This window comes from Brevibacterium sp. S111 (assembly GCF_004745075.1).
Classification (GTDB): Bacteria; Actinomycetota; Actinomycetes; order Actinomycetales; family Brevibacteriaceae; genus Brevibacterium.
In genome coordinates, this window is sequence record NZ_RHFH01000007.1 from 135245 (window position 1) to 160009 (window position 24765).

Below are 24765 nucleotides of genomic sequence, written 5' to 3' on the forward strand. Positions count from 1 at the left end.
GTGAAGAACAGACAGCTCATCCAGGCCGTCGATGTTCACGCGGCCGGCGAACCCGGTCGCGTGCTCATCGGCTCGGGACTGCGGGTCAAAGGTGCCACGATGGCCGAAAAGCTCCGATACTGCGAAGAGCACCTCGACGACTTCCGGAACCTCATCCTCCACGAACCCCGCGGCTATCCCGGCCTGTGCTCGCCGATCGTCGTGCCTGCGACAGATCCGAGCTGCGATTTCGGAATGATCGTGATGGAGCAGGGCGGGTTCAAGCCGATGTCGGGGTTGAACCTCATCTGCACCGTCACGGCGCTGATCGAGACCGGATCCGTCGACGTCAGCGAACCGGTCACTGAGCTGCGCATCGATACCGCCGCCGGCATCGTCACGGTCCGCGCCGAGGTGGAAGCGGGCCGAGCAACGTCGGTGACCTTCGACAACGTCCCGGCATTCGTCCACGGACTCGACCTGCCGCTCGAGGTGCCGGGGTATGGGACGATCCCCGTCGACATCGTATTCGGGGGTCAGTTCTACGTGCAGACTGCGGCGGACAGCCTCGGCGTGGACCTTGATCCGGGCAATGCCGAGGAGATTATCAGAGCGGCCAGCGTGATGCGGCAGGCGGCGAACGAGACCTTCGAGGTGAGGCATCCTCTCATCCCGGAGATCGACGCGATCGGTCTGCCGCTGATCCACGGGCCCGCCCGCACAGCGGGCACCGACGGACGCAATGCGGTCGTCCTGCCCAACGGCATCGTCGACCTCGACGATCCGAGGACGTGGACGGGGACGTTCGACCGTTCGCCCTGCGGCACCGGCACGAGCGGCCGAGTCGCAGCCAAGCACGCCCGCGGCGAACTGGCCGTCGGTCAGCGATCCGTCCACGAATCGATGCTGGGAACGACCTTCACCGCCGTGGTGAAGGAAGAGACCGAGATCTGCGGACTGCCGGCCGTGATCCCCTCGATCACCGGGCGCGGATGGATCACCGGATTCCAGCAGCTCGTCCTCGAGCCCGACGATCCGTTCCCGATCGGCTTTACCGTCGGTGACATCTGGAGCGGCGGCACGAGCGCGGCGGAACCGGCAGAAGAGAACTGAGAACCCGCAGACGAGAACCGAGGAACGGACAAGGATCCGCAGGGCCGATGACCGATCGAACGATAGTCTGCTGGGTAAGGGCAGTGGTCGACGCCGACACGATCGACCGCACATGAGGAGCACACAATGACGAATGAACCCGACCGAATCTCTTTCGATGACCTTGTCTCGGCCATCGAAGAGAAGCTCGTGGCCGCCGGCGCTTCGCCTTCGGTGGCCGAAGTGCTGGCGACCAACTGTGCCACCTGTGAGCGCGACGGCACTCTCAGCCACGGAGTCTTCCGGGTCGCCGGCTACCTCGATTCGCTGACCCGCGGCTGGGCGGACGGGGCTGCGGAGCCGAACATCGACGTTGTCGGCCCCTCCTATATCCGCATCGACGGACGCAACGGCTTCGCGCAACCCGCACTCGCCGAGGCGCGTCCGACGATCGACGAGGCGGTTGCCGAGTCCGGCGTCGCTGTCATCGCCCTGCGCAGTACCCATCACTTCAGTGCTCTGTGGCCCGACCTCGAAGCCTTTGCCCGCGAGGGGCGGGTGGCGATGGGCATGATCGCCAGCGGCAAGCTCGCCGTCGTTCCCGAAGGGGCCACGCGCCCGGTCTTCAGCACCAACCCGTTCGGTTTCGCCACTCCCGTGGCTGGTGCGGACCCGATCGTCTTCGACTTCTCCACATCGTCGATGTCCCACGGGGACCTGCAGCTGCTGCGGGCCGAGGGCCGGGACGTTCCGGTCGGGACCGGGGTCGACTCGACCGGCGCGGACACCACGGATCCCAGCGCCATCCTCGACGGCGGCGGAATCCGGCCCATCGGCAGGCATAAGGGTGCACTGCTGTCGTTCATGATCGAAACGCTGGCGGCCGGGCTGACCGGCGGTGCCTTCACCTACGAGATCGACGCGGAGGCCCCCGACGGTGCCCACACCTTCCGCACCGGTCAGCTCTTCATCGTCCTCGACCCCGAGCGCGGCGGCAACGACGCCTACCTGGGCCGAGTCCGCGAATTCGTCGATATGCTCCGCGACGCGGGCATGGATCGTCTGCCCGGCGATCGTCGCTACGTCAATCGCGCCGAGGCGGCCGACCGAGGAATCCCCGTCACGGATTTGATCCGCTCAATTCTCAACTGAAACACTGCGGACCGGGTGGCCTGCCGCCCGATCCTCAGCCATACATCCTCCACCACAGCAGCGCCACGTGCAGCGCCGTGCGTGACTCCGCATCATCGAGTGAGACGCCGAGGCGGTCCTGCAGACGCGTAATCCGCGCGTAGAGCGCGGGCCGGGACAGGTGCCCGGCCCGCGCCATCGCGGATTTGTTGCCACCGTGGGAGAGGTACAGCTCGAGGAAGTCGAGCAGTCCCTCATCTGCGGAATCCGCGGCCGGCGACAGCACCCCGTCCCGGCGACCGCCATCACGACCGGAGGCGCCGAGCAGCGGCCACAACTCTCCCTCGGCGAAGGCGCGCAGCCGCGAGTCCTCGGCCAACAGAGACAGCAACCCGCGGATACGCACATCCGAGGAGCGGTAGAACGAGCGCTCACGCACATCGAGAGTCGAGGCGACCTCGGCGACGTGGGACGCCGCTTCAAGACCGGCGACAGCCTGAAGCAGAGAGGTGCTGCTCCGGCCGACCCCGACCACCCAGCTGGCTGCAAGCCCCTCGAGCTCGGCGAGGAGGCGGTTGAGCCAGTCATCGGCCTCCTCGGTGCTGCGCGGACTCTGCTGCGACCGTCTGCCTCTCCCGCGACCAGGTGCCAGGACGAACCCGAAAGCCCCCGACTGCAGGCTCGTCATGAGCACACACAGATTCAGGCGCGAAGCGGCGGAAGTGATCTCCTGCGTCAGGCCCCGCTCCTGCAGCTGCACTCGAGTCGGATCGGTGTCGGCTTCACGGTCGATCCGGATGACCACCGGAGTGAGCTCGGCCCCGTCGGCCGGAGTGAATCCCAGTGAACGGGCACGTTCCAGCGCCGCACGTTCGTCGAGTCCTTCTGAGTCCGTGATCTCTCTGATCAGCCCGCTCTGAGCCTGCAGCAGCAGATCCTGCTCATCGCGATCGGCCATCCGGGTCAGCGTCAGGGCTTCACCGGCGCGTTCGATCACCTGATCGAGATCGGCGACGGACTCGGCAGCACCGGGGACGACGAGCCGACCCCACCGGCGAGACCGCAGACCCACCGGAGTCTGCCGCCACCGCGTCGCATCCAGCCCGTCGGGCACCGGATTCGCACCGCTGACGAGGTCGGCCCACTTCTGCGCAAGAGCCTGCGAACCGCGGCCGGAATGTGCGAGCACCCGATGGGACACATCCTCGAGAACGACTGCCGTGCCGAGCAGCTCGGCCGTGCGATCGACGATCGTCTGCGCCTCGGCCCGATCGAGGCTCAGCTGCGTATACGTCTCGTGGATCTCCCGAGCATGTTCGAGCCGCGAGATCTGCTGCGCGAGCAGACTGCGATGCGCGAGCTCGGTGATCCTGACGAACTTCACCCGCCGCGGCAGGACGATGACGGGCAGCTCCCTCGCCGAGGCGGCCTCCCGCACGATCGCGCCCGCCGCCTCGTCGAAGGCCGAGTCCTCGTCGACGAGTTCGATGATCGTCCCAGCGGCACCCGCGCGTTCGAGCTGGTCGAGGAACTCCGCCATCGCCGCAGGCGAATGACGGAAGGTCGTGGCCGTGGTCAGCACGAGTTCCCCGCCTTCGAGGAAGCGCTCGACGTGTTCGGAGTCGGCGATGTGGACCCAGCGGATCGCCCGGTCAAGACAAGCAGTGCCGGCCAGCACGAGCGGCTCCGCGGCACTGATCACCTCGAACTCGAGCAGACCGGCGATGCTCAGCGATGATCCGCTCGATTCCCACACGCTGTCCATTGACACAGTGTAAAGCCAGAGCGGAACATTCTGACACTCTGACGCTTTCGGGATCGGTGCGGCAGATCGAAGATGGACTCAACCGACTCTTCGGCGACGCAGAAGGAGCCTTCATGGCAACGCTCACCCATTGGATCAACGGACAGGCCGTGACCGCGGACACCGACACCCGCCTCGGCGAAATCACGAATCCGGCCTCCGGTCAGGTGACCGGCCAGGTGGCGCTGGGGTCGAGGGCCACCGTGGAATCGGCGATCGACGCCGCTGCGGCGGCCTTCCCCGCCTGGCGCGACACCTCTCTGGCGAAGCGGACGTCGATCCTCTTCGCCTTCCGTGAGCTGCTCAACGCGCGCAAACAGGAACTGGCTGAGATCATCACGGCCGAACACGGCAAGGTCGTCTCCGACGCCCTCGGGGAGGTCGCTCGCGGCCAGGAGGTCGTCGAATTCGCCTGCGGCATCGCCGGCCACCTCCGCGGCGGTCACACGCAGAACGCCTCGACGAAGATCGATGTCCACTCCCTGCGCCAGCCGCTCGGCGTCTCGGCCATCATCTCGCCCTTCAACTTCCCGGCCATGGTGCCCATGTGGTTCTTCCCCGTGGCCATCGCCACCGGCAACACCGTCGTCCTCAAGCCCTCGGAGAAGGACCCCTCGGCGGCGAACTGGCTGGCCGAACTGTGGAAGGAAGCGGGACTGCCCGACGGCGTGTTCAACGTCGTCCACGGGGACAAGGAGGCCGTGGACGCGCTGCTCGAGAGCCCGGAGGTCGCCTCGGTGTCCTTCGTCGGCTCGACTCCCATCGCTCAGTACGTCTACGAGAACGGCACCGCCACCGGCAAACGCGTCCAGGCCCTCGGCGGGGCGAAGAACCACATGCTGGTCCTGCCGGATGCCGATCTCGACCTCGCCGCCGATGCCGCCGTCAACGCCGGCTACGGTGCGGCCGGTGAGCGCTGCATGGCGATCTCCGTCGTCGTCGCCGTCGAGTCCATCGCCGATGAGCTCGTGGCCAAGATCGCCGAACGCACGCGGACCCTGCGGGTCGGTGACGGAGCGGACGAACCGGACATGGGACCGCTGGTCACCGCCGCCCACAGAGACAAGGTCGCCGGCTACATCGACGCCGGCGCGGCCGAAGGCGCCACCATCGTCCTCGACGGTCGCGAGAACACGGCCGATGCGGGCTTCTTCCTCAACCCGACGCTGTTCGACCATGTCAGCCCCGATATGTCGATCTACACCGACGAGATCTTCGGCCCCGTCCTCGCCGTCGTCCGCGTCCCCGGCTACGACGAAGGCCTCGAGCTCATCAACTCCAACCCCTACGGCAACGGCACCGCGATCTTCACCAACGACGGAGGAGCGGCCCGCCGCTATGAGACCGAGGTCGAGGTCGGAATGGTCGGCATCAATGTGCCCATCCCCGTGCCGGTGGGCTATTACTCCTTCGGCGGGTGGAAGAACTCGCTGTTCGGAGACACCCACGCCTACGGCGACGAAGGCGTCCACTTCTTCACCCGCGGCAAGGTCGTGACCTCGCGCTGGCTCGACCCCAGCCACGGCGGACTCAACCTCGGATTCCCCACCAACGACTGACCTCTCACGCACAGCCACCTCGGCGAAGGAGCACCCATGACCACCACCGCGGATTCCCCGCTCACCGAATCGCGCGTCGACGCTGACCGCATCGACGCCGACCGCATCGACGCCGGGCGCCGTGCCCACGAACTCGACCGGGCCCACGTCTTCCACTCCTGGCAGGCGCAGGGTCCCTTCGACCCGATGACGATCATCGACGCCGCAGGATCCTATGTCTGGGACGGTGAGGGCCGGAAGCTGCTCGACATGTCCTCACAGCTGGTCAACACGAACATCGGCCACCAGCACCCGAGCGTGGTCGCAGCGATCCAGGAGCAGGCGGGCAGGCTGTGCACGATTGCCCCGCAGTACGTCAACGACGCCCGCTCCGAGGCGGCTCGACTCATCGCCGAGCGCACCCCCGGAGACCTCGACCATGTGTTCTTCACTAACGGCGGGGCCGATGCGAACGAGCACGCCATCCGCATGGCGCGGCTGCACACCGGGCGGACGAAGGTGCTCTCGGCCTATCGCAGCTATCACGGCGGAACCCAGCTGGCCGTCAACGTCACCGGCGACCCGCGACGGTTCGCCAACGACTACTCGGCCGAAGGCATCGTCCACTTCATGCCCGCCTACCAGTACCGCTCCTACTTCAACTCGAGTTCCGAAGCCGAGGAGACGCAGCGGGCACTGGCCCACCTCGAAGACATGATCACGCTGGAAGGACCGGGCAACATCGCCGCCCTCATCCTCGAGACCGTGCCGGGCACTGCCGGGATCTACGGTCCTCCGGCCGGATACCTCGAAGGTGTGCGCGAACTGACGGCGAAGCACGGGATCGTCTTCATTGCCGACGAGGTGATGGCCGGTTTCGGGCGCACCGGTCGCTGGTTCGCACTCGATCATTGGGGCGTTGCGCCGGACCTCATCACCTTCGCCAAGGGAGTGAACTCCGGATACGTGCCGCTGGGCGGCGTCGCGATCTCGGACGCGATCTTCGAGACCTTCCGCGACCGGGCCTACCCGGGCGGTCTGACCTATTCGGGCCACCCGCTGGCCTGTGCGGCCGCAGTGGCGACGATCAACGCCATGGAGACCGAGGGGATGGTCGACAACGCCGACCGCCTCGGCGCTGAGATCATCGGACCGGCACTGCAGGAGATGGCCTCTCGCCACACCTCGGTCGGTGACGTGCGTGGACGGGGCTGCTTCTGGGCGGTCGAGCTCGTGCGCGACCGGGTGACGAAGGAACCCCTGGCCGCCTACGGCGGAAGCTCACCGGAGATGAACGCGGTCGTCGCCGCCCTCAAATCCGGTGGAGTCCTCCCGTTCGCGAACTTTAACCGGATCCACGTGGTGCCGCCGCTGAACATCGGGGACGCGGATCTGCGCTTCGGACTCGACGTCCTCGACCAGGCGCTCGACGTCGCCGACGGATTCGTGGCCTGAGAGTCCATCTGTGCTCCGCCCGTAATGTGAGCGCTATTGCATTCTGCTCCGGGCGGAGCGCATTTGCCCACGTCAAAAGTGAACATCCGGTAAACGGAGTGGAGTAGGGTCGAACTGCGGATGAAGATCGGCAGAAGTCGAGGGTAGACTTCAGCGGGATAGTGATCGCTGGCCGCCAGCTGCATCATCCACGGTCCGAATAGTGTCTACACCCAAGGTCGATTAGTGGAAATCATCTTCGTTGTCGTGCTCGTCATAGCACTGGCACTGTTCTTCGACTTCACCAACGGCTTTCACGATACGGCCAATGCCATGGCCACGCCGATCGCCACCGGAGCCATCAAACCGAAGACGGCGGTCACGCTCGCCGCGATCCTCAACCTCGTCGGCGCCTTCCTCTCCACCGAGGTGGCCAAGACCATCTCCGGCGGCATCATCAAAGAAGGCGGCGGGGGAGTGCAGATCACTCCCGACTTCATCCTCGCCGGTCTCATCGGCGCCATCGTCTGGAACATGGCGACCTGGCGCTTCGGCCTTCCCTCCTCTTCGTCCCATGCGCTCTTCGGCGGCCTCATCGGCGCGGCCATCGTCGGTGCCGGACTCAGCTCCGTCGACTTCGGAGTCTTCCTGTCCAAGGTCGTGATCCCGGCGTTGGCCGCGCCGATCATCGCCGGGTTCAGCGCGTACCTGTGCACCCGCATCGCCTACGCCATCACCCGCCGCAACAAGGAAGGCAAGACCGCGCGTCGCGGACCGTTCAAGTACGGGCAGATCTTCTCCTCCTCCCTGGTGGCGCTCGCCCACGGCACGAACGACGCACAGAAGACGATGGGCGTCATCACCCTCGTGCTCGTCTCCGCGAACCTGCAGGAACACGGCACCGGCCCCCACATCTGGGTCATCGCCTCGTGTGCTCTGGCGATCGCGCTCGGCACCTACGTCGGCGGTTGGCGCATCATCGATACCCTCGGCACCAAGCTGACGACGGTCAAGGCCGCTCAGGGGCTGTCCGCCGAAACCTCGACCGCCGCAGCCATCCTCGCCTCCTCGCACCTCGGCTTCGCCCTGTCGACGACCCAGGTCGCCTCCGGCTCGGTGCTCGGCTCGGGGCTCGGCCGCAAAGGCGCCGACGTCCAGTGGTCGACGGCCGGGCGAATCGCTTCGGGCTGGCTGTTCACCATCCCGGCAGCCGCCATCGTAGGCGGGCTCGCCGCCGGGATCGCCCACCTCGGGCTGGTCGGTGTCATCATCGATACGGTGGCCGCAGTCATCGTCGTCCTCTGGATCTACTTCAGCTCCCGCCAGACCAAGGAGACCGACCTTTCGGGTTTCGACACCGTCGGCGAGGCAGTGAACATTCGCGGTCGCAAGCGCAAACTGCGCAAGGACCGCAACCGCAAACGAGCCCGTGCCAGGCGTGAAGCCCGCCGAGAGGCGTGGGCAGAGAAGCAGGCGGCGAAAGAGAAGCGTCGCGCTCGAGGTGCGAAGAAGAAAGCCCGGGCCCCCCGCCCCGAGGGCGCGAATGGTTCCGTGCCGCAGGACTCGCCGGCCGGGACTCAGGTTGAGGCTCAGAAGGACTCTTCGGTCGGGGCCGAAGCCAGCGACAAGGGAGACGCGAAATGATCGAGTGGAGCTCGTTCGTCATCGTTGCGGCCGCGACCTGGATCTCGGCGATCATCGTCATCACCCTCTTCTCCTCGGCCGTGCGGATGCGCGCGGTTCATCTCGATCGAGTCGAAGAGGGCAGGGGCAACTCGCTGCTCAAGGCCGGCTATTGGGCGGTCTTCAGCATCTGCGGACTCGTCGTCCTCCTCGGCGTCTACCTCATCGTGCCGGCACTGCACGGGGCCTGACACCGAGGCCGTACTAGCTTACTACGAGCGTCATGGGGCGGGTGTTCACCACGCCTGATCGCCCCATACCTCCCGCACCACGTGCCGGCAGCGTCACGCACCGGCAGCCTCACGCACCGGCAACGTTCATGTACCGGCAGCGTCACGTACCGGCGGTTCGGCATCAGTCACCGTTAGTGACATCTCCTGCCGTTGCATCGGTGCGTTATGGCGGTGCGAGGGCGTCGTGTGGCTAGCGGGGCGAATTGCCGCTGATGGTGTGGGACGGATACCGCGTTGCAGCGGGAGCATGGGCCGCACACCCACGAAACATGAGAATCCCCCAACCACCTCGGCGGCGGTTGGGGGATTCTCTGTGGGACAGGACGGCTCAGCCCGGGGGCCGAACCTCTCCATCGGCCTTGAGACTCGAGTCAGACTCGGGGAGTCTCAGGCTCTCCGCGTCTCAGGCCAGGCCGAGGCGCTTCCGGAGGTTCTCGACCTCGGCGCGCAGTTCGGTCGGAACCGAATCGCCGAGCTCGGCATACCAGTCCTCGATGAGGCCGAGTTCGGTCTCCCATTCCTCGGGCTTGATGGCCAGTGCCTTGCGCAGCTGCTCATCGGTGAAGTCGAGGCCCTCGGTGTCCAAGCCACCCTCGACCGGGGTGAGTCCGAGCGGAGACTCCTGAGCGTCGGCGGTGCCGGCCACGCGCTCGAAGACCCACTTGAGAACGCGCGAGTTCTCGGAGAACCCGGGCCACAGGAACGAGTTGTCGTCGTCGCGGCGGAACCAATTGACGTAGAAGATCTTCGGCAGCTGGGCACCCTCGGTGTTGCCGATGTCGAGCCAGTGCTGCAGGTAGTCGCCCACGTTGTAGCCGATGAACGGGCGCATGGCCATCGGATCGCGGCGGACGACGCCGACAGCTCCGGTCGCAGCAGCCGTGGTCTCCGAGGACAGCACCGAACCCATGAACACACCGTGAGTCCAGTCCTTGGTCTCGGTGACCAGCGGCATCGTGGTCTTCCGGCGACCGCCGAAGAGGATGGCCGAGATCGGAACACCGTTCGGGTTGGTCCACTCGGGAGCCAGGGTGGGAACGTTGGCGATCGGGGTGCAGAAACGCGAGTTCGGGTGAGCGGCAGGGGTCTCGGACTCAGGCGTCCAGTCGTTGCCCCTCCAGTCGGTGAGATGCGCCGGCTTCTCGTCGGTCTTGCCTTCCCACCACACGTCACCGTCGTCGGTCAGGGCGACGTTGGTGAAGATGTTGCCGCCGGCTTCGATGGCGCGCATCGCAGTCGGGTTCGTGGTGTATCCGGTGCCCGGAGCCACGCCGAAGAGGCCGAACTCAGGGTTGACGGCGTAGAGCTGGCCGTCTTCGCCGAAGCGCATCCACGCGATGTCGTCACCAAGGGTCTCGGCCTTCCAGCCGGGGATGGTGGGTTCGATCATCGCGAGGTTCGTCTTGCCGCAGGCCGAGGGGAACGCGGCGGCGACGTACTTGACCTCGCCCTCCGGGTTCGTCAGCTTGAGGATGAGCATGTGCTCGGCCAGCCAGCCCTCGTCGCGAGCGATCGCCGAGGCGATGCGCAGCGCGTAGCACTTCTTGCCGAGCAGGGCGTTGCCGCCGTAGCCGGATCCAAAGGACCAGATGGCGCGCTCTTCGGGGAAGTGGGTGATGTACTTCGTGGTGTTGCAGGGCCAGGCGACGTCCTCCTGACCTTCTTCGAGCGGAGCGCCGACGGAGTGCACGCACTCGACGAACTTCGCATCCTGGGAGTCGATCGCATCGAGGGCGTACTTGCCCGAGCGAGCCATGACGAGCATGGAGAGGACGACGTAGGCCGAGTCGGTGACCTCGATGCCGAACATCGGCTGGTCCGCCTCGGCGTGGCCCATGACGAACGGGATGACGTACATGGTGCGTCCGCGCATCGATCCGGCGAAGAGCGGGTTGAGGGTTTCCTTCATCTCCGCGGGAGCGACCCAGTTGTTCAGCGGGCCGGCATCCTTCTCCTCTTCGGAGCAGATGAAGGTGCGGCCCTCGACGCGGGCGACGTCCTCGGGATCGGAGGCCGCGTAGTAGGAGTCCTTGGTGCCGGTGAGGCGCTTGATGGTGCCGGCCTCGACGAGCTGCTCGGCGATCTGATTCTTCTGCTCCTCGGAACCGTCGATCCAGACGATGTCATCCGGAGTGGTGAGGGCGGCGATCCGGCCGACGAATGAGAGTACCGACTCGTTTCGGGTCGGTGCATTCTTCAGCTGGTCAGCGACGACATCATGGTCGAGGACAGTCATGAGTGGTCTCCTTTGAGGTCGAGTGCGGGGTTGCGTCTCAGGCGGTTGCTGGTTCCGTCGAGCGGTTGGTACACATCCACCGTAGGATGGGGACAAGCACGAAAATCGCTGGTTTCGGTCACTCGAAGATGTGCATTGGGTCACAAGAACGACTTCATTGACGTGAATCAGACTTTGACATGACGTGTCATTGCAATTAATTGACGCGTTGTTTCATTGGTGACTCGTTGCTGAAATCCGCGCTTTCATTCCCGGTTCGCCGAGGCGACTGCCCGCCTGTGCGCGAATGTGGCGAAGCGCACGCGGACGCGATTTGAGCTTGAGCGAAACTGGTGTGTATAGTTGTTCGAGTTGCACGGCGTCAGTCCGAACAACGCGCGCCACTAGCTCAACGGATAGAGCATCTGACTACGGATCAGAAGGTTGGGGGTTCGAATCCCTCGTGGCGCACCGAAGGGAAGTCCCTCACCAGGCAGGATAGCCGGTGAGGGACTTTTTCGTGGGTCCAGAGTCAGGGCTGTGAGCCCAAAAGGGTCCGGCTGTTCTGACGATTGATCCGAAGGTCGGGGTTGTGTTGGGTTCCGTGATGCGAAAGGCCCGTCGTCACCGTGAGGAGCTCGGCGAGGTCATCGAGGTCTTCGGTGACCGCCCGGGACCGAAGACCGTGATGGGGTTCGTCCTCGGCTGGTTGATCTTCACCGGTCTGACGCTCATCAACCCGGGGGAGACACCGATGCTCGCAGCCGCTCCGGGCATTCGTCCCTATGCCATTCCCTATCAGCAGATCACGCCGGGCAGCATTGCCGGGGTCACCGCCGCGAATCGATATCTCAAGGAGGTCGGGCTGCAGAGGAAGATTTCGCAGTCGACGCTCAGAGCGTCGTGATGGACGAAGAATGGTGTCCACTTCGTTGCCTGCTCGGCCGAGGACGCCCGGCGTGGGCGCAGGCGCTTCACACTTGCGCTCGACCCGATTCCGCGGTCGATCGACGATCGCTGGATCTGGTTCGCAGGGACTGGGCGGCATTCATCGCAGCGAGCGATCCATGCCATCGCCAGGACCGCCTCGGCGAGGGGGTATTCGCAACTCGGTGAGGGGATCAGCCCAACATGCCGAGCAGGGACATCCATCCGCCGCCGACGAGGCTCCAGATGAGGATGTTGACGACGGAGGCGAGGAAGCCGACCTTGAACCATTCGGCGGTCGTGACGTAGCCGGAGCCGTAGATCACGCCCGCGGGGCCCGAGGCGTAGTGCGAGAGGCCGCCGATGAGGTTGCCGATGAAGCCCAGCGCCAGTGCCGCGAACAGCGGGGGAGCGCCGGTGGCGATCGCCGCCCCGAGGAACACTGAGTACATCGCGACGATCTGCGCCGTGTTCGATGCGAAGAGGTAGTGGACGTAGAAGTAGACGATGCTGAGCACAGCGAACGCGGCCATCCACGGCATTCCGCCGACCAGCCCGGCGACCTCGTCGCCGATCCACCCGATCACCCCGAGGGTGTTGAGGTGGGTGGCCATGCCCACGAGCACGGAGAAGAAGATCAGCGTCGACCAGGCGCCGCTGTTGGCGGCCATGTCCTTCCAGGTGAGCACCTTGGTGACGAGGAGGATCGCCACGCCGACGAAGGCCGCCGAGGTGGCATCCACCCCGATCATGTCACCGAACACCCACAGGAGGAGCAGGAGGACGAAGGTTGCGAGCATGGTCCACTCGCCGCGGCTCATGGAGCCGAGTTCCTTGAGTTCCTCACGCGCGTGGGCGGGGGCCTCGGGGGTCTTCGTCAGGCCCGGCTTGTAGACCTTGGCCATGAACCATGGCATAACGATGAGTGCGACGAGTCCGGGCACGATCGCGGCCAGCGCCCAGGTGCCCCAGGAGATGTCGACGCCGGCATCGGCGGCGAAGCCCACGGCCAACGGGTTGCCGGCCATAGCCGTGACGAACATGGCCGAGGTGATGGTGTTGACCTGCACCGAGGTCAGGGAGAGGTAGGAACCCAGTCTCTTCCGCGACTCGGCGCTGGATGGGTGTGAGTCGTTGACCGAAGCGAGCGACCGGACGATCGGGTAGACGACGCCGCCTGCGCGGGCCGTGTTCGACGGTGTGGCGGGGGAGAGGACGAGGTCGGTCAGCGCCATGCCGTAGGACAGGCCGAGCGAGGACCTGCCGAGCCACGAGACGAACAGCAGCGCGATGCGGCGTCCCAGACCGGTGAGCAGGAAGCCGTCGGCGATGAAGAACGCGGCGACGATCAGCCAGATGGTCGAGTTCCCGAACCCCTGCAGGGCCTCGGTCTTCGCATCCATCGTGCCGGTGACCATGGCGGCGGCCAGTCCGACCAGAGCGACCGAGGCCGTCGGCAGCGGCTGCAGGATGAGGCCGAGGATGGTTCCGGCGAAGATTCCCGCCATGTGCATCCCACGCGGGTCGATGCCCTCAGGGGCTGGAATGAAGTAGATGATCAGGGTGAGTGCGAGGATCGCCGCGATCTTCCCCGCCATCGACAGGCGGGCATGGGTGCGGGCGTGGTGTGCGGCGGCTGCTTCCAGCGTGCTGGTGCTTGACGTACTGGGCATGGGGCATCCTTGGGTGTCATTCGGTGTGCGCCTGATGCCGTCTGTGTTCGCATTCTGCCGGCTGCTTTCGCTGTCGGCGGCGACAGCGATGGCGTGCGGCGGGATCGGGGCGGGCGAAGAGCCCGGTTCTGCGCGATCCAGTCCCAGAATAGCCCTGTGTGAGGACGTTGAGGAGGACCTCGGCCGGAGGGATACCTCACGTAGCGGCGCGAGCCGGTGAGTGGTAGCGGGACTGCAGCCACGCCGACCGATCAGCCGCCACGCCGTGCGCTCACGTCGACAGGCCGAGCGGGTGCGTACCCGCTCGGCCTGCCACCGGAGCTTTCGGTTCTCAGCCCTTGACGGCGAGAACCGGGACCGGCGAGTCGAGCAGGAGACGCTGGCTCACCGAGCCGATGAGCATCTTGCCCACTCGGGACCGGCGGCGCATCCCGATGACGAGGCGGATGATCTCAGGGTGCTCGTCGAGTTCGTCGAGGACCGCCTCGGCGGGGTCTCTGTCGCCACGCCCCTGACGTCCGATCACCTGGTAGGGAACCCCGGACTCATCGAATGCCGCGGTGTCGAAATCGGATTGGATGCCGAGCGGAATGACGACCAGGTCGGTGCCGAACCGCTTTGCCTCTTCGATCGCCGCGGTGATCGCTGCCGGAGCCGCGTTGCTGTCGGGTACTGCCACCATGATGGACATGGGTTTCTCCTTTTCGTCGATGACCGTCAGATCAGACTCTGACCGTCAGAATGCCTGATGTTCCGGGCAGGCGCCCAATAGAGCGCTGCCGGGCGGGCTTCACTGCCCGTACTTCGAACGGAATTCCGCTTCGAGGTCTTCGAGCGTCTTGTTCCTGGTTTCGGGAACCATGAAGTAGATGAAGATGAGAGCGAGCACGCCGAGCCCGGCGAAGAGGAAGAACGTGTTCGAGATTCCGAGTCCGCTGACCACGCTCGGGAAGAACTGTGCGACGGCGGCATTGGCCAGCCAGAGGGCGAAGACGCAGATGCCCATTGCGAAGGAGCGGATCTTCAGCGGGAAGATCTCGGCAAGCATGAGCCACACGAGCGGTCCCAGGGTTCCCTGCATGGAGAAGACGAACAGCACGACGAACACGAGGATTGTGTAGGCCTTGCCCATTCCGTCGGGCAGGAACACCGCGGACAGGCCGATCAGCAGGTGGAATGTGCTGGTGAGCGTGAATCCGCCCAAGAGCATGAATCTGCGCGGCAGCTTGTTGATGAGCAGGATGCCGACGGTGACGCCGATGACGGAGAAGAGACCGTTGAGCGTGTTCGCGATGATCGCTGCATCGGCGGAGAAGCCCGCATCGGTGAGCAGCTGCGTCCCGTAGTACATCACGGAGTTGATGCCCGTCAGCTGCTGGGCGATGCCCAAGCCGACGCCGATGAGAACAAGTCGCAGCACCCATTTCGATGCGAGGTCCGAGACACCGCCGGTCTTGGCGACCTCCTCCTGTTCTGCCAGCAGTTCGACTTCGCGCATCTCCGCCTCGGCGCGATCATCCGAACGAACTTGCTTGAGCACGCCGAGGGCCTGGTCGTCGCGGTTCTTCGAGATCAGCCAGCGGGGGCTCTCGGGCAGGAAGAGCATGCCGATGAGCAGTGCGATGGCGGGCAGAACGGCGACGGCGAGCATAAAGCGCCATACGCCCTCGTGCTCTCCCCAGACGTTGAAGATGACCGCGTTGATGACGAAGGCCGCGAACTGGCCGACGACGATCATCACCTCGTTGCGGGTGACCAGTGAGCCGCGCCGTTCGAAGGGCGCGAGTTCGGCCAGGTAGACGGGCACTGTCGTCGATGCTGCGCCCACAGCCAATCCGAGGAAGAAGCGCGCCCCGGCGAGGAACTGCCAATTGGGCGACAGTGCACAGGCCAGGGTCCCGACGATGAAGAAGCAGGCGAGCAGCAGGATGTTCGATCGGCGTCCGAAGGCATCGGAGAGTCGACCGCCGATGACGGCGCCGAAGGCCGCACCGATGGTGAGGAAGCTGACGACGAGTCCCTCGGTCCGCGGTGTCAGACCGAAATCGTGGGTGAGGGGCTCGAGGGCCCCGTTGACGACGCCGGTGTCATAGCCGAACAGCAGGCCGCCGAATGTGGCGACGACGGCGATGATGCCCAGGCGTGTGGTGTGTGGTCCCTTCGTGTCCGGTGGAAGATCGACCAGACTCTTGCCTTCTCCGCTCATGAACGTTCACTCTCCTTTGAATGATTTTCCGATGCTTCGGTCTCGAACTTCTCGATGCGATTCGACGGTGGCTGCGCGCCGCCTCAGCCGGTGGGACCTGCCTGTGCGGAGATGAGTTCATCGATCCGCTGTTTCTGGAATCGGCTGACGGCGTCATTGTTCTCGTTCTCCCCGAACACATTGGACACGAGGAGAGAGTCTTCGCGGGCGAGGAACCCGGTTGCGTTCAGCACGCCGAAGAGAGCGTCGAAATCGACGTCGGCGTCCCCGACCTTGAGATGCTGATGCACCCGCGCCGAGGTGGTCGGCGGGTTCGCGATGTACCGCAGCCCGTGCGAGGCGCGGTGGTCGAAGGCATCGGAGATGTAGACGGCACGCAGTCGGTCGCCGAGCTCCTCGGCCAGGGTGTCGAGGCAGTCGCCGTAGTGGAAGGTGTGCGAGGCGACGTAGACGAAGCCGATCGCTTCGGAGTCGAGACCGCGCAGGACTCGCCAGGCTTCGTGCCCGTCCTCGACGAAGTCGTCGGGGTGGGGGTCGAAGTTGAGCCTCAGCCCCTCCTTCTCGACGATGGGCAGCAGTTCGTCCATCGAACGGTAGAAGGACTCTTCGGAGTCCTCAAAGGATTCCGGGCGACCGCTGAATTCCGTGTTGATGGTCGTCACGCCGAGGTCGATGGCGATCTCGATGACGCGGCGGAAGTTCTTCACCGCCGCGACGCGTTTGCCCTCATCCGGCCAGGCGATCCGCTGCACGGGCAGCAGGGCGGGCACCGTGATCCCTGCGGCATCGACGGCCTGCCCGAAGCGGCGGATGAGCGCGCGATCCATCTTCGGGTATCGGAAGTGAGTGGCGAAGTCCGGATGCGGTGTCAGCTGCAGATGGTCGAATCCGAGGTCGGCGGTCACGGCCGGGAAGTCGAGCAGGCGGTGCGTGTGGTGCAGCGGTGTGGGATCGTAGGCGATCTTCATTGATACTCCAAGCGTTCGTGAGGGCAGGTCGGTCAGAGGTAGAAGTCAGGGGTGTCGGGCAGATCGAGCGTGCGCGGTCTGCCGTCGAGCAGGGAGGCGACGCCTTCCCGGCAGGCCACGGCCACCTTGTAGCCGTCCCAGGCAGACGGGCCGGCGATGCCGCCCGAGCGCGCCGCGTCGACCCAGGCCTGAACCTGATCGTCGTAGGCCGTCCGGAAACGGGTGGTGAAGTCTGCATGTTCGGCGATTCCCGAACGCCCCTGATGCCACAGCTGCAGGCCGGTGGGCTCGCCGATGCGGGCGATTCCGGAATCGAAGACGGCCTCGGTGGTCACCTGATAGCCGAACTGCACGCTGACGTTCATCTCGAGATCGACGAGCGTGCCATTGGCCAGCTCCATGAGTACGAGGATCGGCTCCTGGAGGCGTTCGGGCGTGAGCCGATTGCGGCGAGCGTGCTTGACCTCGAGGCTGCGGATGGGGGAATCGGCCAGCCAGGGTACGACGTCGAATTCGTGGACGACGGAGTCGTTGATGAGCGACTCCTGCATGTAGGAGTCCGGGACCGACGGGTTGCGATGGGCGCAGCGGAGCATGAGCAGCTCACCGGCCTGCTCCGAGTCGATGAGCTCGCGCAGCTGCCGGTATTCGGGATCGAAACGACGCATGAACCCGACTTGGATGAGGTGGCGGCCGGTGGCCTGCTCGGCTTCGAGGATCCGCCACGAGGAGTCCGGGTCCGGGGTCAGAGGCTTCTCGCACAGGATCGGGAGACCGGCCTCGAGGCTGGGCAGCAGCACGGGTTCGTGGAGGAACCCGGGGGTCGCGATGAGGACCCCGTCGACCACTCCGGCCTCGAGAGCGTCTTCGATGCGGGAGCAGCCGACGGCTCCGGGGGCGTTCTCCAGCGCCGAGGCGAGCCGGGACTCATCGGGGTCGACCACGGCGGAGACCGTGGCCCCGCTGATCGTCGAGGTGATGCGTTTGACGTGGTCTGCGCCCATCATTCCGGCACCGACGATGCCGACGCGGAAATCTTCAGGCGGGTCTGTCACGGTCATTGTCTCTCCTGTGGGGCTGCGGGCTTGTCGGTGTGTGGGATCGAGCGGCGATGAGCTGGGTCAGTGGTCGACGACCGCGGCGTCCGTGGACGCGAGGATCGTCTTCAGCGTCCGTTCGGCGATCGGGAACGGGGCGTCGACGCTGCAGCCGAACATGTCCTGTTCGACGATGGCGAAGGTGTTCTCGTCGAGAGCCGCGACGGCATCGATGATCGGGTCGAGCGGAGGGATCCCCTGATCGGGCTCGACCATGATTCCCTGCGCGACCGCGTCGCCGAACGGTGTATCGGACTTGAGGACGTCGAAGATCCGAACCGGATCGACCTGCTTGAGGTGAAGATAGCCGATGCGCGAGGGGTGGTCGTGGATGAGTCTGAGGTTGTCCCCGCCGTAGTACGAGAAGTGTCCCGTGTCGAGGCAGAGGTTCGTGTACCGCTCATCGGTGAGTTCGAGGAAGCGTTCGACTTCCGAATGTGTGCCGACATGGGAGTCGGCATGCGAGTGGAACTGCTGGCGGAGACCGAACTCTTCGTACAGGGCCTTGCCGAGAGCGTCGTGGCCGGCGGCCATGCGCGACCACTGCTCGTCATCGAGCGTCCGCGGTTCGAGGGCCTGGCCGCTCGTGTCCGAACGCCACAGATCGGGGATGACGACGATGTGCTCACCGCCGAGTTCGGCAGTGAGTGCGGCGACCGCCTCGGCCTGCTTCCAGGCCCGCTCGAACTGGTCATCCGTCTTGTGGAACCCGGTGAATACCGTGCCGCCGGAGAGTTTGAGTCCCCGCGAGCCGAGCTCCTCGCGCAGCTGCTCGGGATTCGTCGGCAGGTAGCCGTAGGGACCGAGCTCGATCCAGGTGTATCCCGCCTCGACGACTTCATCGAGGAAGCGCTGCCACGGGACCTGTCCCGGGTGGTCTGGCAACCACACGCCCCAGGAATCGGGTGCTGTGCCGATGCGAAGTGACTGCGTTGTCATTGTCCTGTCCTTGTGGTCGGCTGTCGGTGGTCTTCGTGCCCTGGGCGATCGGCTGGCTACAGCAGAGGCCGTTGGTGGCTGCGCTCGTCCTCGTAGGCAGAGCGGGCCGCTCGGGTGTCGTCCATGGTCGACGCGGCCGCGACCGGCACGTCCCACCACCCTTCGCCTTCAGGGGCATAGGCGAGCGGATCCGAGTTGATGTGGATGAGCGTCGAGGTCTCGGCCGCACGGGCGGCCTCCACGGCCTCGGCGAGGCGAGTGCTCGCCGAGGGGCCGGGGTCGATCTCGACGACGTCGACGCCGTAGGAGCGAGCGTTCGCTGCGAGGTCGACGGGCAGGATCTCGTCGGTGCGGAACTCCGGGGAGTCGGCATCGTATCTGCGGTACCAGGTGCCGAATCGGGGTGCACCGACTGTCTCCGACAGGTGTCCGATCGAGGCATAGCCGTGATTCTGGATGAGGACGACGATGAGCTTGAGGCCCTCGGCCACGGCGGTCACGAGTTCCGTGTGGAGCATGAGGTAGGAGCCGTCGCCGACCATGACGACGGCCTCACGGTCATCACCGGCGGCCTCGATGGCGCGCCGGACTCCCAGGCCTCCGGCGATCTCGTATCCCATACAGGAGAACGCGTATTCGACGTGATAGCCCAGGGCGTCCCGGGTCCGCCAGAGCTTCTGCAGGTCACCCGGCAGGGAGCCGGCGGCTTGGATGACGACATCGCGTGGACCGACAGCTCGGTTGACCGCACCGATGATCTCGGGCTGGCCCGGCAGTTCGGCGGGCGTGGGCGCCACGGCCGCATCGACCTCGGCGACCCAGTTCCTGCGTTCGACATCGATCCGGCGCGTATGCTCCTCGCCCACTCGGAACTCATCCAGCTGCTCGCTCAGTCCCACCAGTCCGGCATGGGCGTCGGCGACGATGGGGTAGCGGCTGCCGTGCTTGTAGGCATCGAAGCTCGCGACGTTGAGGTTGACGAAGCTGACATCGGGATCGGCGAAGGCGCTTCGGCTCGAAGTCGTGAAATCGCTGTAGCGAGTGCCGATGCCGATGACGACGTCCGCCGAGGCGGCGATCCGGTTGGCCGCGGACGACCCCGTTGCTCCGATCCCGCCGAGGTTGAGCGGGTGATCGTGGTCGAGCACTCCACCGCCGGCTTGGGTGGTGGCAACGGGGATGCCGGTCGCCTCGGCGAAGGAGCGCAGCTCTTCCTCGGCTGCGGAGTAGAGCACTCCGCCGCCGGCGACGATCAGCGGTCGCTCGGCCCCGCGGATCGCGGCGGCGGCACGCTCGAGCGGGCCGGGCTCGGGAAGGGGCCGCCGGATGTGCCAGTCTCGTTCGGTCAGGAATTCATCCGGGACCTCGATGGTTTCGGCTTGGACGTCTTCGGGCAGTGCGATCGTGACCGCACCAGTTTCGGCAGGATCGGTGAGCACCCGCATGGCCGCCAGCGCGATGGAGAACAGCTGCTCGCCGCGTTCGACTCGGTCGAAGTAACGGGAGAGCGGTCGGAACGCGTCCGTGACCTGTAACGATGTGTCGTGGGGGTGTTCGAGCTGCTGGAGCACCGGATCGGAGACGCGGGTCGCGAAGGTGTCCGAAGGCAACAGCAGGACCGGCAGGCGATTGGCCGTGGCCAGGGCCGCTCCGGTGAGCATGTTCGCCGCACCCGGCCCCACCGAAGCGGCCGCTGCGAAGGTCGAGCGTCGACGATTCATCCTCGCAAAGCCTGCGGCCTGATGGGCCATCGCCTGTTCGTTGCGGGCCTGGTGATAGGGCATCGCGTCGGGCTCATCGTGGCTGAGCTGACGCAGAGCCTGACCCATGCCTGCGATATTGCCGTGCCCGAAGATGCCGAACATCCCCGCGATCGTGCGCTGGCGGATGTCTCCGTCGACGGTGTACTGACGGGACAGGAAGGTCGTCAGCGCCTGAGCCACGGTCATCGTCACAGTCATGTCACTTCTCCTTCGAAGTCTGATGTCTCTAGGCGGGGTTCTGTTCGTCCGCGGTGTAGGGCAGCCGAGAGTCGAACTCGAGGTCGTCCCATTCCTCGCGGACCCAGCCGTGGGCGGGGTCGTCGCTGATGAGCCAGATGCGTTCGTCATCGGGGCCGGCCATGACATTGAGGTAGTAGTTGTCGTAGCCGGGTGCGGCGGCGAGGGGGCCGTGGTACCCGTAGGGGACGAGGGCGATATCGCCTGTGCGCACCGTCGCCGAGGTGGTGATCTCGCCGGCGGCCGAGGAGTAGGTCGAGAACAGGGAGAAGGGATCGGCCTCGGCCGGTGCGTTCGAGGCACGCGAAACCGCGGTCTCGAAGTAGTAGATCTCTTCGAGGCGGGACTCGGAACCGGCGATCGCCTCGTCGTGCTTGTGCGGGGGATAGGATGACCAGTTGCCGCCCGGAGTGATGACCTCGCAGGCGATGATCTTCACACAGTCGAGGCCCGCCGGGGTCGCGAAGTTGTGGACCTGTCGGCTCGAGATTCCCGAACCGCGCAGTTCGACCGGGACCTCGGCAGCGGGGAGGTGTTGGACGGGGCGCGTCTCCGTCGTCGGTGCTTCGGAGACCGAGATCCGACCCTTCGCCGAGGTGACCGTGGCACTGGAGCCGGTGGGTAGGTAGAGACAGTCGGCCGGTCCGTGGAAGACCGAGGTCCGACCGGCCAGCTCCTGGCTGCCGGTGGTGCCGTCGGCGAGGACGTAGTCGACGGTGAAGGACTCACCGGCCAGCGGCACGAAGACCCTCTCGACCGCCTCGGCGGCGAGTTCGACCGAGCTCGGCTGGTCTCCGCCGAGCGTGGCGGCGCGGAACCCGGTGTGCGCCCACCCCGGAAGAGTCGAATCGACGACGGACTCGAAGCCGTCCCTGGCGAGCTCTCCGCGGGGGTAGAACCATTCGTTGATCATGCCGGAATCCTTTCTGTGCTGTGGACCAGTGCGGCGGCGCGGTCGACGGAGCCGATGACATCGCCGTCGGCCGGGTAGACGACCGAACGGCCGATGACGAGGCCGCGCACACCGGGCAGTGCCAGGGCATTCTCCCAGCTGCGGAAGGTCGCCTCGGGATCATCCGAGCGCTCGCCTCCGAGCAGCAGGGTCGGCAGAGTCGTCGCTGCCATGACCTGCTCCATGTCGTCGACGACGGGGATCTTCAGCCAAGTGTGGGTCGAGGTCGTGCCGAGCCCCTGCGCGATGCCGATCGACCGGATGACGGCTTCGGGGGTGAGCACATTGCGCACCTTGCCGTCGACCCATTCGCTCATGAACGGCTCGAGCATCACCGGCAGATCGGTGTCTGCGCAGGCGTTCACGGCTGCGGCATTGGCCATGAGCGCCGAGGTGGTGGCGGGGTCCGCGAGATTGATCCGCAGCAGGGTCTTGGCGAGGTCGATTCCGTCGCGAGACATGCGCTCGACGGTGTGACCGGTGAAACGGTCGTCGATCTCGAAACTGGAGCCGGCCAGTCCGCCGCGGTTCATCGAGCCCACGGCCAGCTTGTTCTCGAGGTGCCCGAGGAAGGCGAGGTCGTCGAGGATCTCCGCGGTGGCCAGCACTCCGTCGACTCCGGGCCGAGAGAGTGCGGTGGCCAGCCGGGCGACGAGATCGACACGGTCGGCCATGGCCAGCGGATCGTCTCCGACCTTCATGGCCCCGCGTGCGGGGTGGTCGGCGGCGACGATGAACAGACGGGAATCCGGACCGCTGATGCTGCGGCGGGAGCGGGAGGCCCAGGCTCGGGAGATGGCACCGGGGTCGGTGAAACGGGCCTCGCGCAGTTCGGCGATGGCATCGTCGGTGACGATGTCGAGGGAGGGGGCATCCGATGTCATGCGCGGGCTTCCTTCTGGTCGTTGGTGCCGATCACGGCGGTGATCTCTTCGGTGGCGGGCATCGCGGTCGAGCATTCGCGGCGGGTGGCCACGATGGCGCCGGCGACATTGGCGAACTTCAGCACGTATTCGAGGTCCCAGCCGGCCAGCAGCCCCTGGCACAGTGCGCCGCCGAAGCCGTCACCGGCACCGAGGCCGTTCGTGACGTCGACGGGGTAGGGCGGAACTTCGACCCGCTCGTCGGCGGTCTTCGCGAGCACGCCCTTGGGACCCTGCTTGACGATGGCGAGTTCGACGCCGCGCTCGAGCAGTGCGTCGGCGGCCCGCTCGGGTTCGGTCTCGCCGACGGCGATCTCGCATTCCTCACGGTTGCCCACGGCCACGGTGACGTGTTCGAGTGCGCGCCCCACCTCGGCGCTGGCGATCTCCGGGCTCTGCCAGAACATCGGTCGGTAGTCGAGGTCGAGGACGGTGTGCTCGGCGCGCCCCCGCGCCGCCCAGGCGGCGTGATGGGTGCTGCGGCTGGGTTCGACGCTCAGCCCGGTGACGGTGGACCAGAAGATCTTCGCCGAGGCGACCGCCTCGAGGTCGAGGTCGGACTCGGTCAGATCGAGGTCCGGCGCCTTGGGGTCGCGGTAGAAGTAGAGCGGGAAGTCGTCGGGCGGGAAGATCTCGCAGAAGGTTACGGGGGTGTTGTAGTTCGGGTTCGTGCCGACCCAGCGGTTGTCGACGCCGAGGCGGGCGACCTCGTTGTGCAGGTACCGGCCGAAGGGGTCATCGCCGGTGGCGGTGATGACGGCGGCGTCGAGGCCGTGCTTGGCTGCGGCGACGGCAACGTTCGAGGCGGAGCCGCCGAGGTACTTGCCGAAGGTCTCGACCTCTTCGAGGCCGACGCCGTCCTGCAGCGGATAGATGTCGACGCCGATGCGTCCGATGGTGATGAGGTCGAACGGTGAGGTTCGAGGAGCCGAGCCAGGCGATGAGGTCATTCTCGTCATTCCTTCCCCGCGGCTGCTGTGCCGATGCGGATCAGTCGTTTGTCAGGACAAAGTATTTGTCATGACATTAGCATTGTTTGTGCGCGTCGTCACCCCTTCGGCGGAATCCTTGCTGTTTCGGCGTCCTCGGAAGGGTCTGGCTGCAGCTCGGAGCGGATGAGCGGCCGGAGGCAGCGCCCGCGAGGGTGCGCCGGTCGGCGGATGGGGGCGAGGGTTCGGTGCGGCCTTGGGGGCTCGGCGATCAGCGGGAGACGAGGGTCGTCTCGAACGAGTAGAGGTCGGGGCGATAGCAGTGGTCGCCCCATTCGACGATCCCTCCGCTGTGGTCGTGTGCGGTGCGGTGCATCGTCAGCAGCGGCGCACCCGTTTCGATCTCCAGGAGCTCGCCCTCTTCCGCATCGGCCGCCTTCGCTCCGATTCGCTGTTGGGCCACGGAGAACACGACTCCGCGCGCCCGCAGGGTTTCGTAGAGGCCGGAGTTCACGAGCTCCTCGGCGGTGATATCGGTGAATCGGGCGGGCAGGACATTGTGCAGGATGGCCAGCGGCGTCGACCCGATGAGGCGCAGGCGCCGCAGATGCAGGCTGGGGGATCCGATGGGCACCCCCAGCCTTTCGGCATTGTCGGCGTCTGCGGCTTCGACGCGGTGGGAGAGGACGACGGTCTTCGGCGGATTGCCAGACTTCTCGAGGTCCTCGTAGAGGCTGGTGAGATCGACGGGCCTGGCGACGGGGCGCTGGATCACCTGGGTTCCGATTCCGCGTCTGCGCACCAGCAGCCCTTTGTCCACGAGGTCTTGGATCGCCTGGCGCACGGTCGGTCGTGACAGGCCGATCCGTTTGGCCATCGCCACCTCGTTCTCGAGCCGGGTTCCGGCGATGAGCTGGCCGGAGGAGATCGCCGCTTCCAGTCTGCGGGCGATCTGGACATAGAGCGGCACGGCTCCGGGGGAGCGATCGAGGGGACCGAAGAACTCTGCCGGCAGTTCGGTCTCGGGTTCGCGTGCCATGTG

At 66.0% G+C, this 24765-nt stretch carries 20 protein-coding genes and 1 tRNA gene; 8 read left to right on the top strand and 13 right to left on the bottom strand.

Annotated features, from left to right (window positions below; translation table 11 throughout):
• Complete coding sequence (locus EB836_RS09805; RefSeq protein WP_135539893.1) at positions 1-1092, top strand: proline racemase family protein; 1092 nt, start codon at positions 1-3, stop codon at positions 1090-1092.
• Between the two features lie 126 nt (positions 1093-1218).
• Entirely contained in the window at positions 1219-2223 is a 1005-nt protein-coding gene (locus EB836_RS09810) for an Ldh family oxidoreductase (RefSeq protein ID WP_135539895.1), read from the top strand.
• Positions 2224-2257: 34 nt separating this feature from the next.
• Here the strand turns inward: EB836_RS09810 and EB836_RS09815 are convergent, their stop codons facing one another.
• Positions 2258-3967, bottom strand: coding sequence for a PucR family transcriptional regulator (locus EB836_RS09815; protein WP_135539897.1), 1710 nt, complete (start codon positions 3965-3967; stop codon positions 2258-2260).
• A 113-nt stretch (positions 3968-4080) separates the two neighbouring features.
• Between EB836_RS09815 and EB836_RS09820 the strand changes: the two genes are divergently transcribed.
• From EB836_RS09820 to EB836_RS09835, 4 genes are all read left to right on the top strand, one after another.
• A complete protein-coding gene (locus EB836_RS09820) occupies positions 4081-5565 on the top strand; it encodes a CoA-acylating methylmalonate-semialdehyde dehydrogenase (protein WP_135539899.1) in 1485 nt (494 codons plus the stop codon).
• A gap of 36 nt (positions 5566-5601) precedes the next feature.
• Positions 5602-6999: an aspartate aminotransferase family protein gene (locus EB836_RS09825; protein WP_135539900.1), complete on the top strand. Its 1398-nt coding sequence runs from the start codon at positions 5602-5604 to the stop codon at positions 6997-6999.
• 225 nt (positions 7000-7224) lie between these two features.
• The gene (locus EB836_RS09830; protein ID WP_135539902.1) at positions 7225-8622 is read left to right on the top strand and encodes an inorganic phosphate transporter; all 1398 of its coding nucleotides are present in this window, start codon (positions 7225-7227) and stop codon (positions 8620-8622) included.
• Positions 8619-8852 carry a hypothetical protein gene (locus tag EB836_RS09835; protein WP_135539904.1) on the top strand — a complete coding sequence of 78 codons (234 nt, stop codon included), beginning with the start codon at positions 8619-8621 and terminating at the stop codon, positions 8850-8852. Before EB836_RS09830 ends, EB836_RS09835 begins: the two co-directional genes overlap by 4 nt.
• Positions 8853-9297: 445 nt before the next feature.
• Here the strand turns inward: EB836_RS09835 and EB836_RS09840 are convergent, their stop codons facing one another.
• The gene (locus EB836_RS09840) at positions 9298-11130 is read right to left on the bottom strand and encodes a phosphoenolpyruvate carboxykinase (GTP) (protein ID WP_135539906.1); all 1833 of its coding nucleotides are present in this window, start codon (positions 11128-11130) and stop codon (positions 9298-9300) included.
• Positions 11131-11507: 377 nt separating this feature from the next.
• On the opposite strand from EB836_RS09840, the gene EB836_RS09845 reads away from it, so the two are divergent.
• Positions 11508-11580 (top strand) — tRNA-Arg (locus EB836_RS09845).
• 136 nt (positions 11581-11716) lie between these two features.
• A complete protein-coding gene (locus tag EB836_RS09850) occupies positions 11717-12016 on the top strand; it encodes a hypothetical protein (protein ID WP_135539907.1) in 300 nt (99 codons plus the stop codon).
• A gap of 214 nt (positions 12017-12230) precedes the next feature.
• Here EB836_RS09850 and EB836_RS09855 read toward each other — a convergent pair whose 3' ends face one another.
• The 11 genes from EB836_RS09855 to EB836_RS09905 all read right to left on the bottom strand — a co-directional run bounded on the left by EB836_RS09855 (position 12231) and on the right by EB836_RS09905 (position 24762).
• Positions 12231-13709, bottom strand: a complete 1479-nt coding sequence (locus EB836_RS09855; RefSeq protein WP_135539923.1) for an anion permease — start codon at positions 13707-13709, stop codon at positions 12231-12233.
• 331 nt (positions 13710-14040) lie between these two features.
• Positions 14041-14400, bottom strand: coding sequence for a universal stress protein (locus tag EB836_RS09860; RefSeq protein ID WP_135539925.1), 360 nt, complete (start codon positions 14398-14400; stop codon positions 14041-14043).
• Positions 14401-14499: 99 nt separating this feature from the next.
• Positions 14500-15915, bottom strand: a complete 1416-nt coding sequence (locus EB836_RS09865) for a sugar porter family MFS transporter (RefSeq protein ID WP_135539927.1) — start codon at positions 15913-15915, stop codon at positions 14500-14502.
• An 83-nt stretch (positions 15916-15998) separates the two neighbouring features.
• Positions 15999-16883, bottom strand: coding sequence for a sugar phosphate isomerase/epimerase family protein (locus tag EB836_RS09870; protein WP_135539929.1), 885 nt, complete (start codon positions 16881-16883; stop codon positions 15999-16001).
• A 32-nt stretch (positions 16884-16915) separates the two neighbouring features.
• Positions 16916-17944 carry a Gfo/Idh/MocA family oxidoreductase gene (locus tag EB836_RS09875; protein ID WP_135539931.1) on the bottom strand — a complete coding sequence of 343 codons (1029 nt, stop codon included), beginning with the start codon at positions 17942-17944 and terminating at the stop codon, positions 16916-16918.
• A gap of 60 nt (positions 17945-18004) precedes the next feature.
• Positions 18005-18919 carry a sugar phosphate isomerase/epimerase gene (locus EB836_RS09880; RefSeq protein ID WP_135539933.1) on the bottom strand — a complete coding sequence of 305 codons (915 nt, stop codon included), beginning with the start codon at positions 18917-18919 and terminating at the stop codon, positions 18005-18007.
• A gap of 56 nt (positions 18920-18975) precedes the next feature.
• Complete coding sequence (iolD, locus tag EB836_RS09885) at positions 18976-20880, bottom strand: 3D-(3,5/4)-trihydroxycyclohexane-1,2-dione acylhydrolase (decyclizing) (protein WP_135539935.1); 1905 nt, start codon at positions 20878-20880, stop codon at positions 18976-18978.
• A 28-nt stretch (positions 20881-20908) separates the two neighbouring features.
• Positions 20909-21832, bottom strand: a complete 924-nt coding sequence (gene iolB / locus EB836_RS09890; RefSeq protein WP_135539937.1) for a 5-deoxy-glucuronate isomerase — start codon at positions 21830-21832, stop codon at positions 20909-20911.
• The gene (locus EB836_RS09895; RefSeq protein ID WP_135539939.1) at positions 21829-22755 is read right to left on the bottom strand and encodes a deoxyribose-phosphate aldolase; all 927 of its coding nucleotides are present in this window, start codon (positions 22753-22755) and stop codon (positions 21829-21831) included. Before EB836_RS09895 ends, iolB begins: the two co-directional genes overlap by 4 nt.
• Positions 22752-23744: a 5-dehydro-2-deoxygluconokinase gene (iolC, locus tag EB836_RS09900; RefSeq protein WP_135539941.1), complete on the bottom strand. Its 993-nt coding sequence runs from the start codon at positions 23742-23744 to the stop codon at positions 22752-22754. The genes EB836_RS09895 and iolC overlap by 4 nt, the downstream gene beginning before the upstream one ends.
• Before the next feature lie 250 nt (positions 23745-23994).
• Positions 23995-24762: a GntR family transcriptional regulator gene (locus EB836_RS09905; protein ID WP_135539943.1), complete on the bottom strand. Its 768-nt coding sequence runs from the start codon at positions 24760-24762 to the stop codon at positions 23995-23997.
• Positions 24763-24765: the final 3 nt, after the last annotated feature.

Excerpts from the sequence above, each read along its gene's own strand:
- EB836_RS09810 (WP_135539895.1), top strand. The coding sequence starts at position 1,219 with ATGACGAATGAACCCGACCGAATCTCTTTCGATGACCTTGTCTCGGCC.
- EB836_RS09815 (WP_135539897.1), bottom strand. The coding sequence starts at position 3,967 with ATGGACAGCGTGTGGGAATCGAGCGGATCATCGCTGAGCATCGCCGGT.
- EB836_RS09820 (WP_135539899.1), top strand. The coding sequence starts at position 4,081 with ATGGCAACGCTCACCCATTGGATCAACGGACAGGCCGTGACCGCGGAC.
- EB836_RS09825 (WP_135539900.1), top strand. The coding sequence starts at position 5,602 with ATGACCACCACCGCGGATTCCCCGCTCACCGAATCGCGCGTCGACGCT.
- EB836_RS09835 (WP_135539904.1), top strand. The coding sequence starts at position 8,619 with ATGATCGAGTGGAGCTCGTTCGTCATCGTTGCGGCCGCGACCTGGATC.
- EB836_RS09840 (WP_135539906.1), bottom strand. The coding sequence starts at position 11,130 with ATGACTGTCCTCGACCATGATGTCGTCGCTGACCAGCTGAAGAATGCA.
- EB836_RS09850 (WP_135539907.1), top strand. The coding sequence starts at position 11,717 with ATGCGAAAGGCCCGTCGTCACCGTGAGGAGCTCGGCGAGGTCATCGAG.
- EB836_RS09855 (WP_135539923.1), bottom strand. The coding sequence starts at position 13,709 with ATGCCCAGTACGTCAAGCACCAGCACGCTGGAAGCAGCCGCCGCACAC.
- EB836_RS09860 (WP_135539925.1), bottom strand. The coding sequence starts at position 14,400 with ATGTCCATCATGGTGGCAGTACCCGACAGCAACGCGGCTCCGGCAGCG.
- EB836_RS09865 (WP_135539927.1), bottom strand. The coding sequence starts at position 15,915 with ATGAGCGGAGAAGGCAAGAGTCTGGTCGATCTTCCACCGGACACGAAG.
- EB836_RS09870 (WP_135539929.1), bottom strand. The coding sequence starts at position 16,883 with ATGAAGATCGCCTACGATCCCACACCGCTGCACCACACGCACCGCCTG.
- EB836_RS09875 (WP_135539931.1), bottom strand. The coding sequence starts at position 17,944 with ATGACCGTGACAGACCCGCCTGAAGATTTCCGCGTCGGCATCGTCGGT.
- EB836_RS09880 (WP_135539933.1), bottom strand. The coding sequence starts at position 18,919 with ATGACAACGCAGTCACTTCGCATCGGCACAGCACCCGATTCCTGGGGC.
- iolD (WP_135539935.1), bottom strand. The coding sequence starts at position 20,880 with ATGACTGTGACGATGACCGTGGCTCAGGCGCTGACGACCTTCCTGTCC.
- iolB (WP_135539937.1), bottom strand. The coding sequence starts at position 21,832 with ATGATCAACGAATGGTTCTACCCCCGCGGAGAGCTCGCCAGGGACGGC.
- EB836_RS09895 (WP_135539939.1), bottom strand. The coding sequence starts at position 22,755 with ATGACATCGGATGCCCCCTCCCTCGACATCGTCACCGACGATGCCATC.
- iolC (WP_135539941.1), bottom strand. The coding sequence starts at position 23,744 with ATGACCTCATCGCCTGGCTCGGCTCCTCGAACCTCACCGTTCGACCTC.
- EB836_RS09905 (WP_135539943.1), bottom strand. The coding sequence starts at position 24,762 with ATGGCACGCGAACCCGAGACCGAACTGCCGGCAGAGTTCTTCGGTCCC.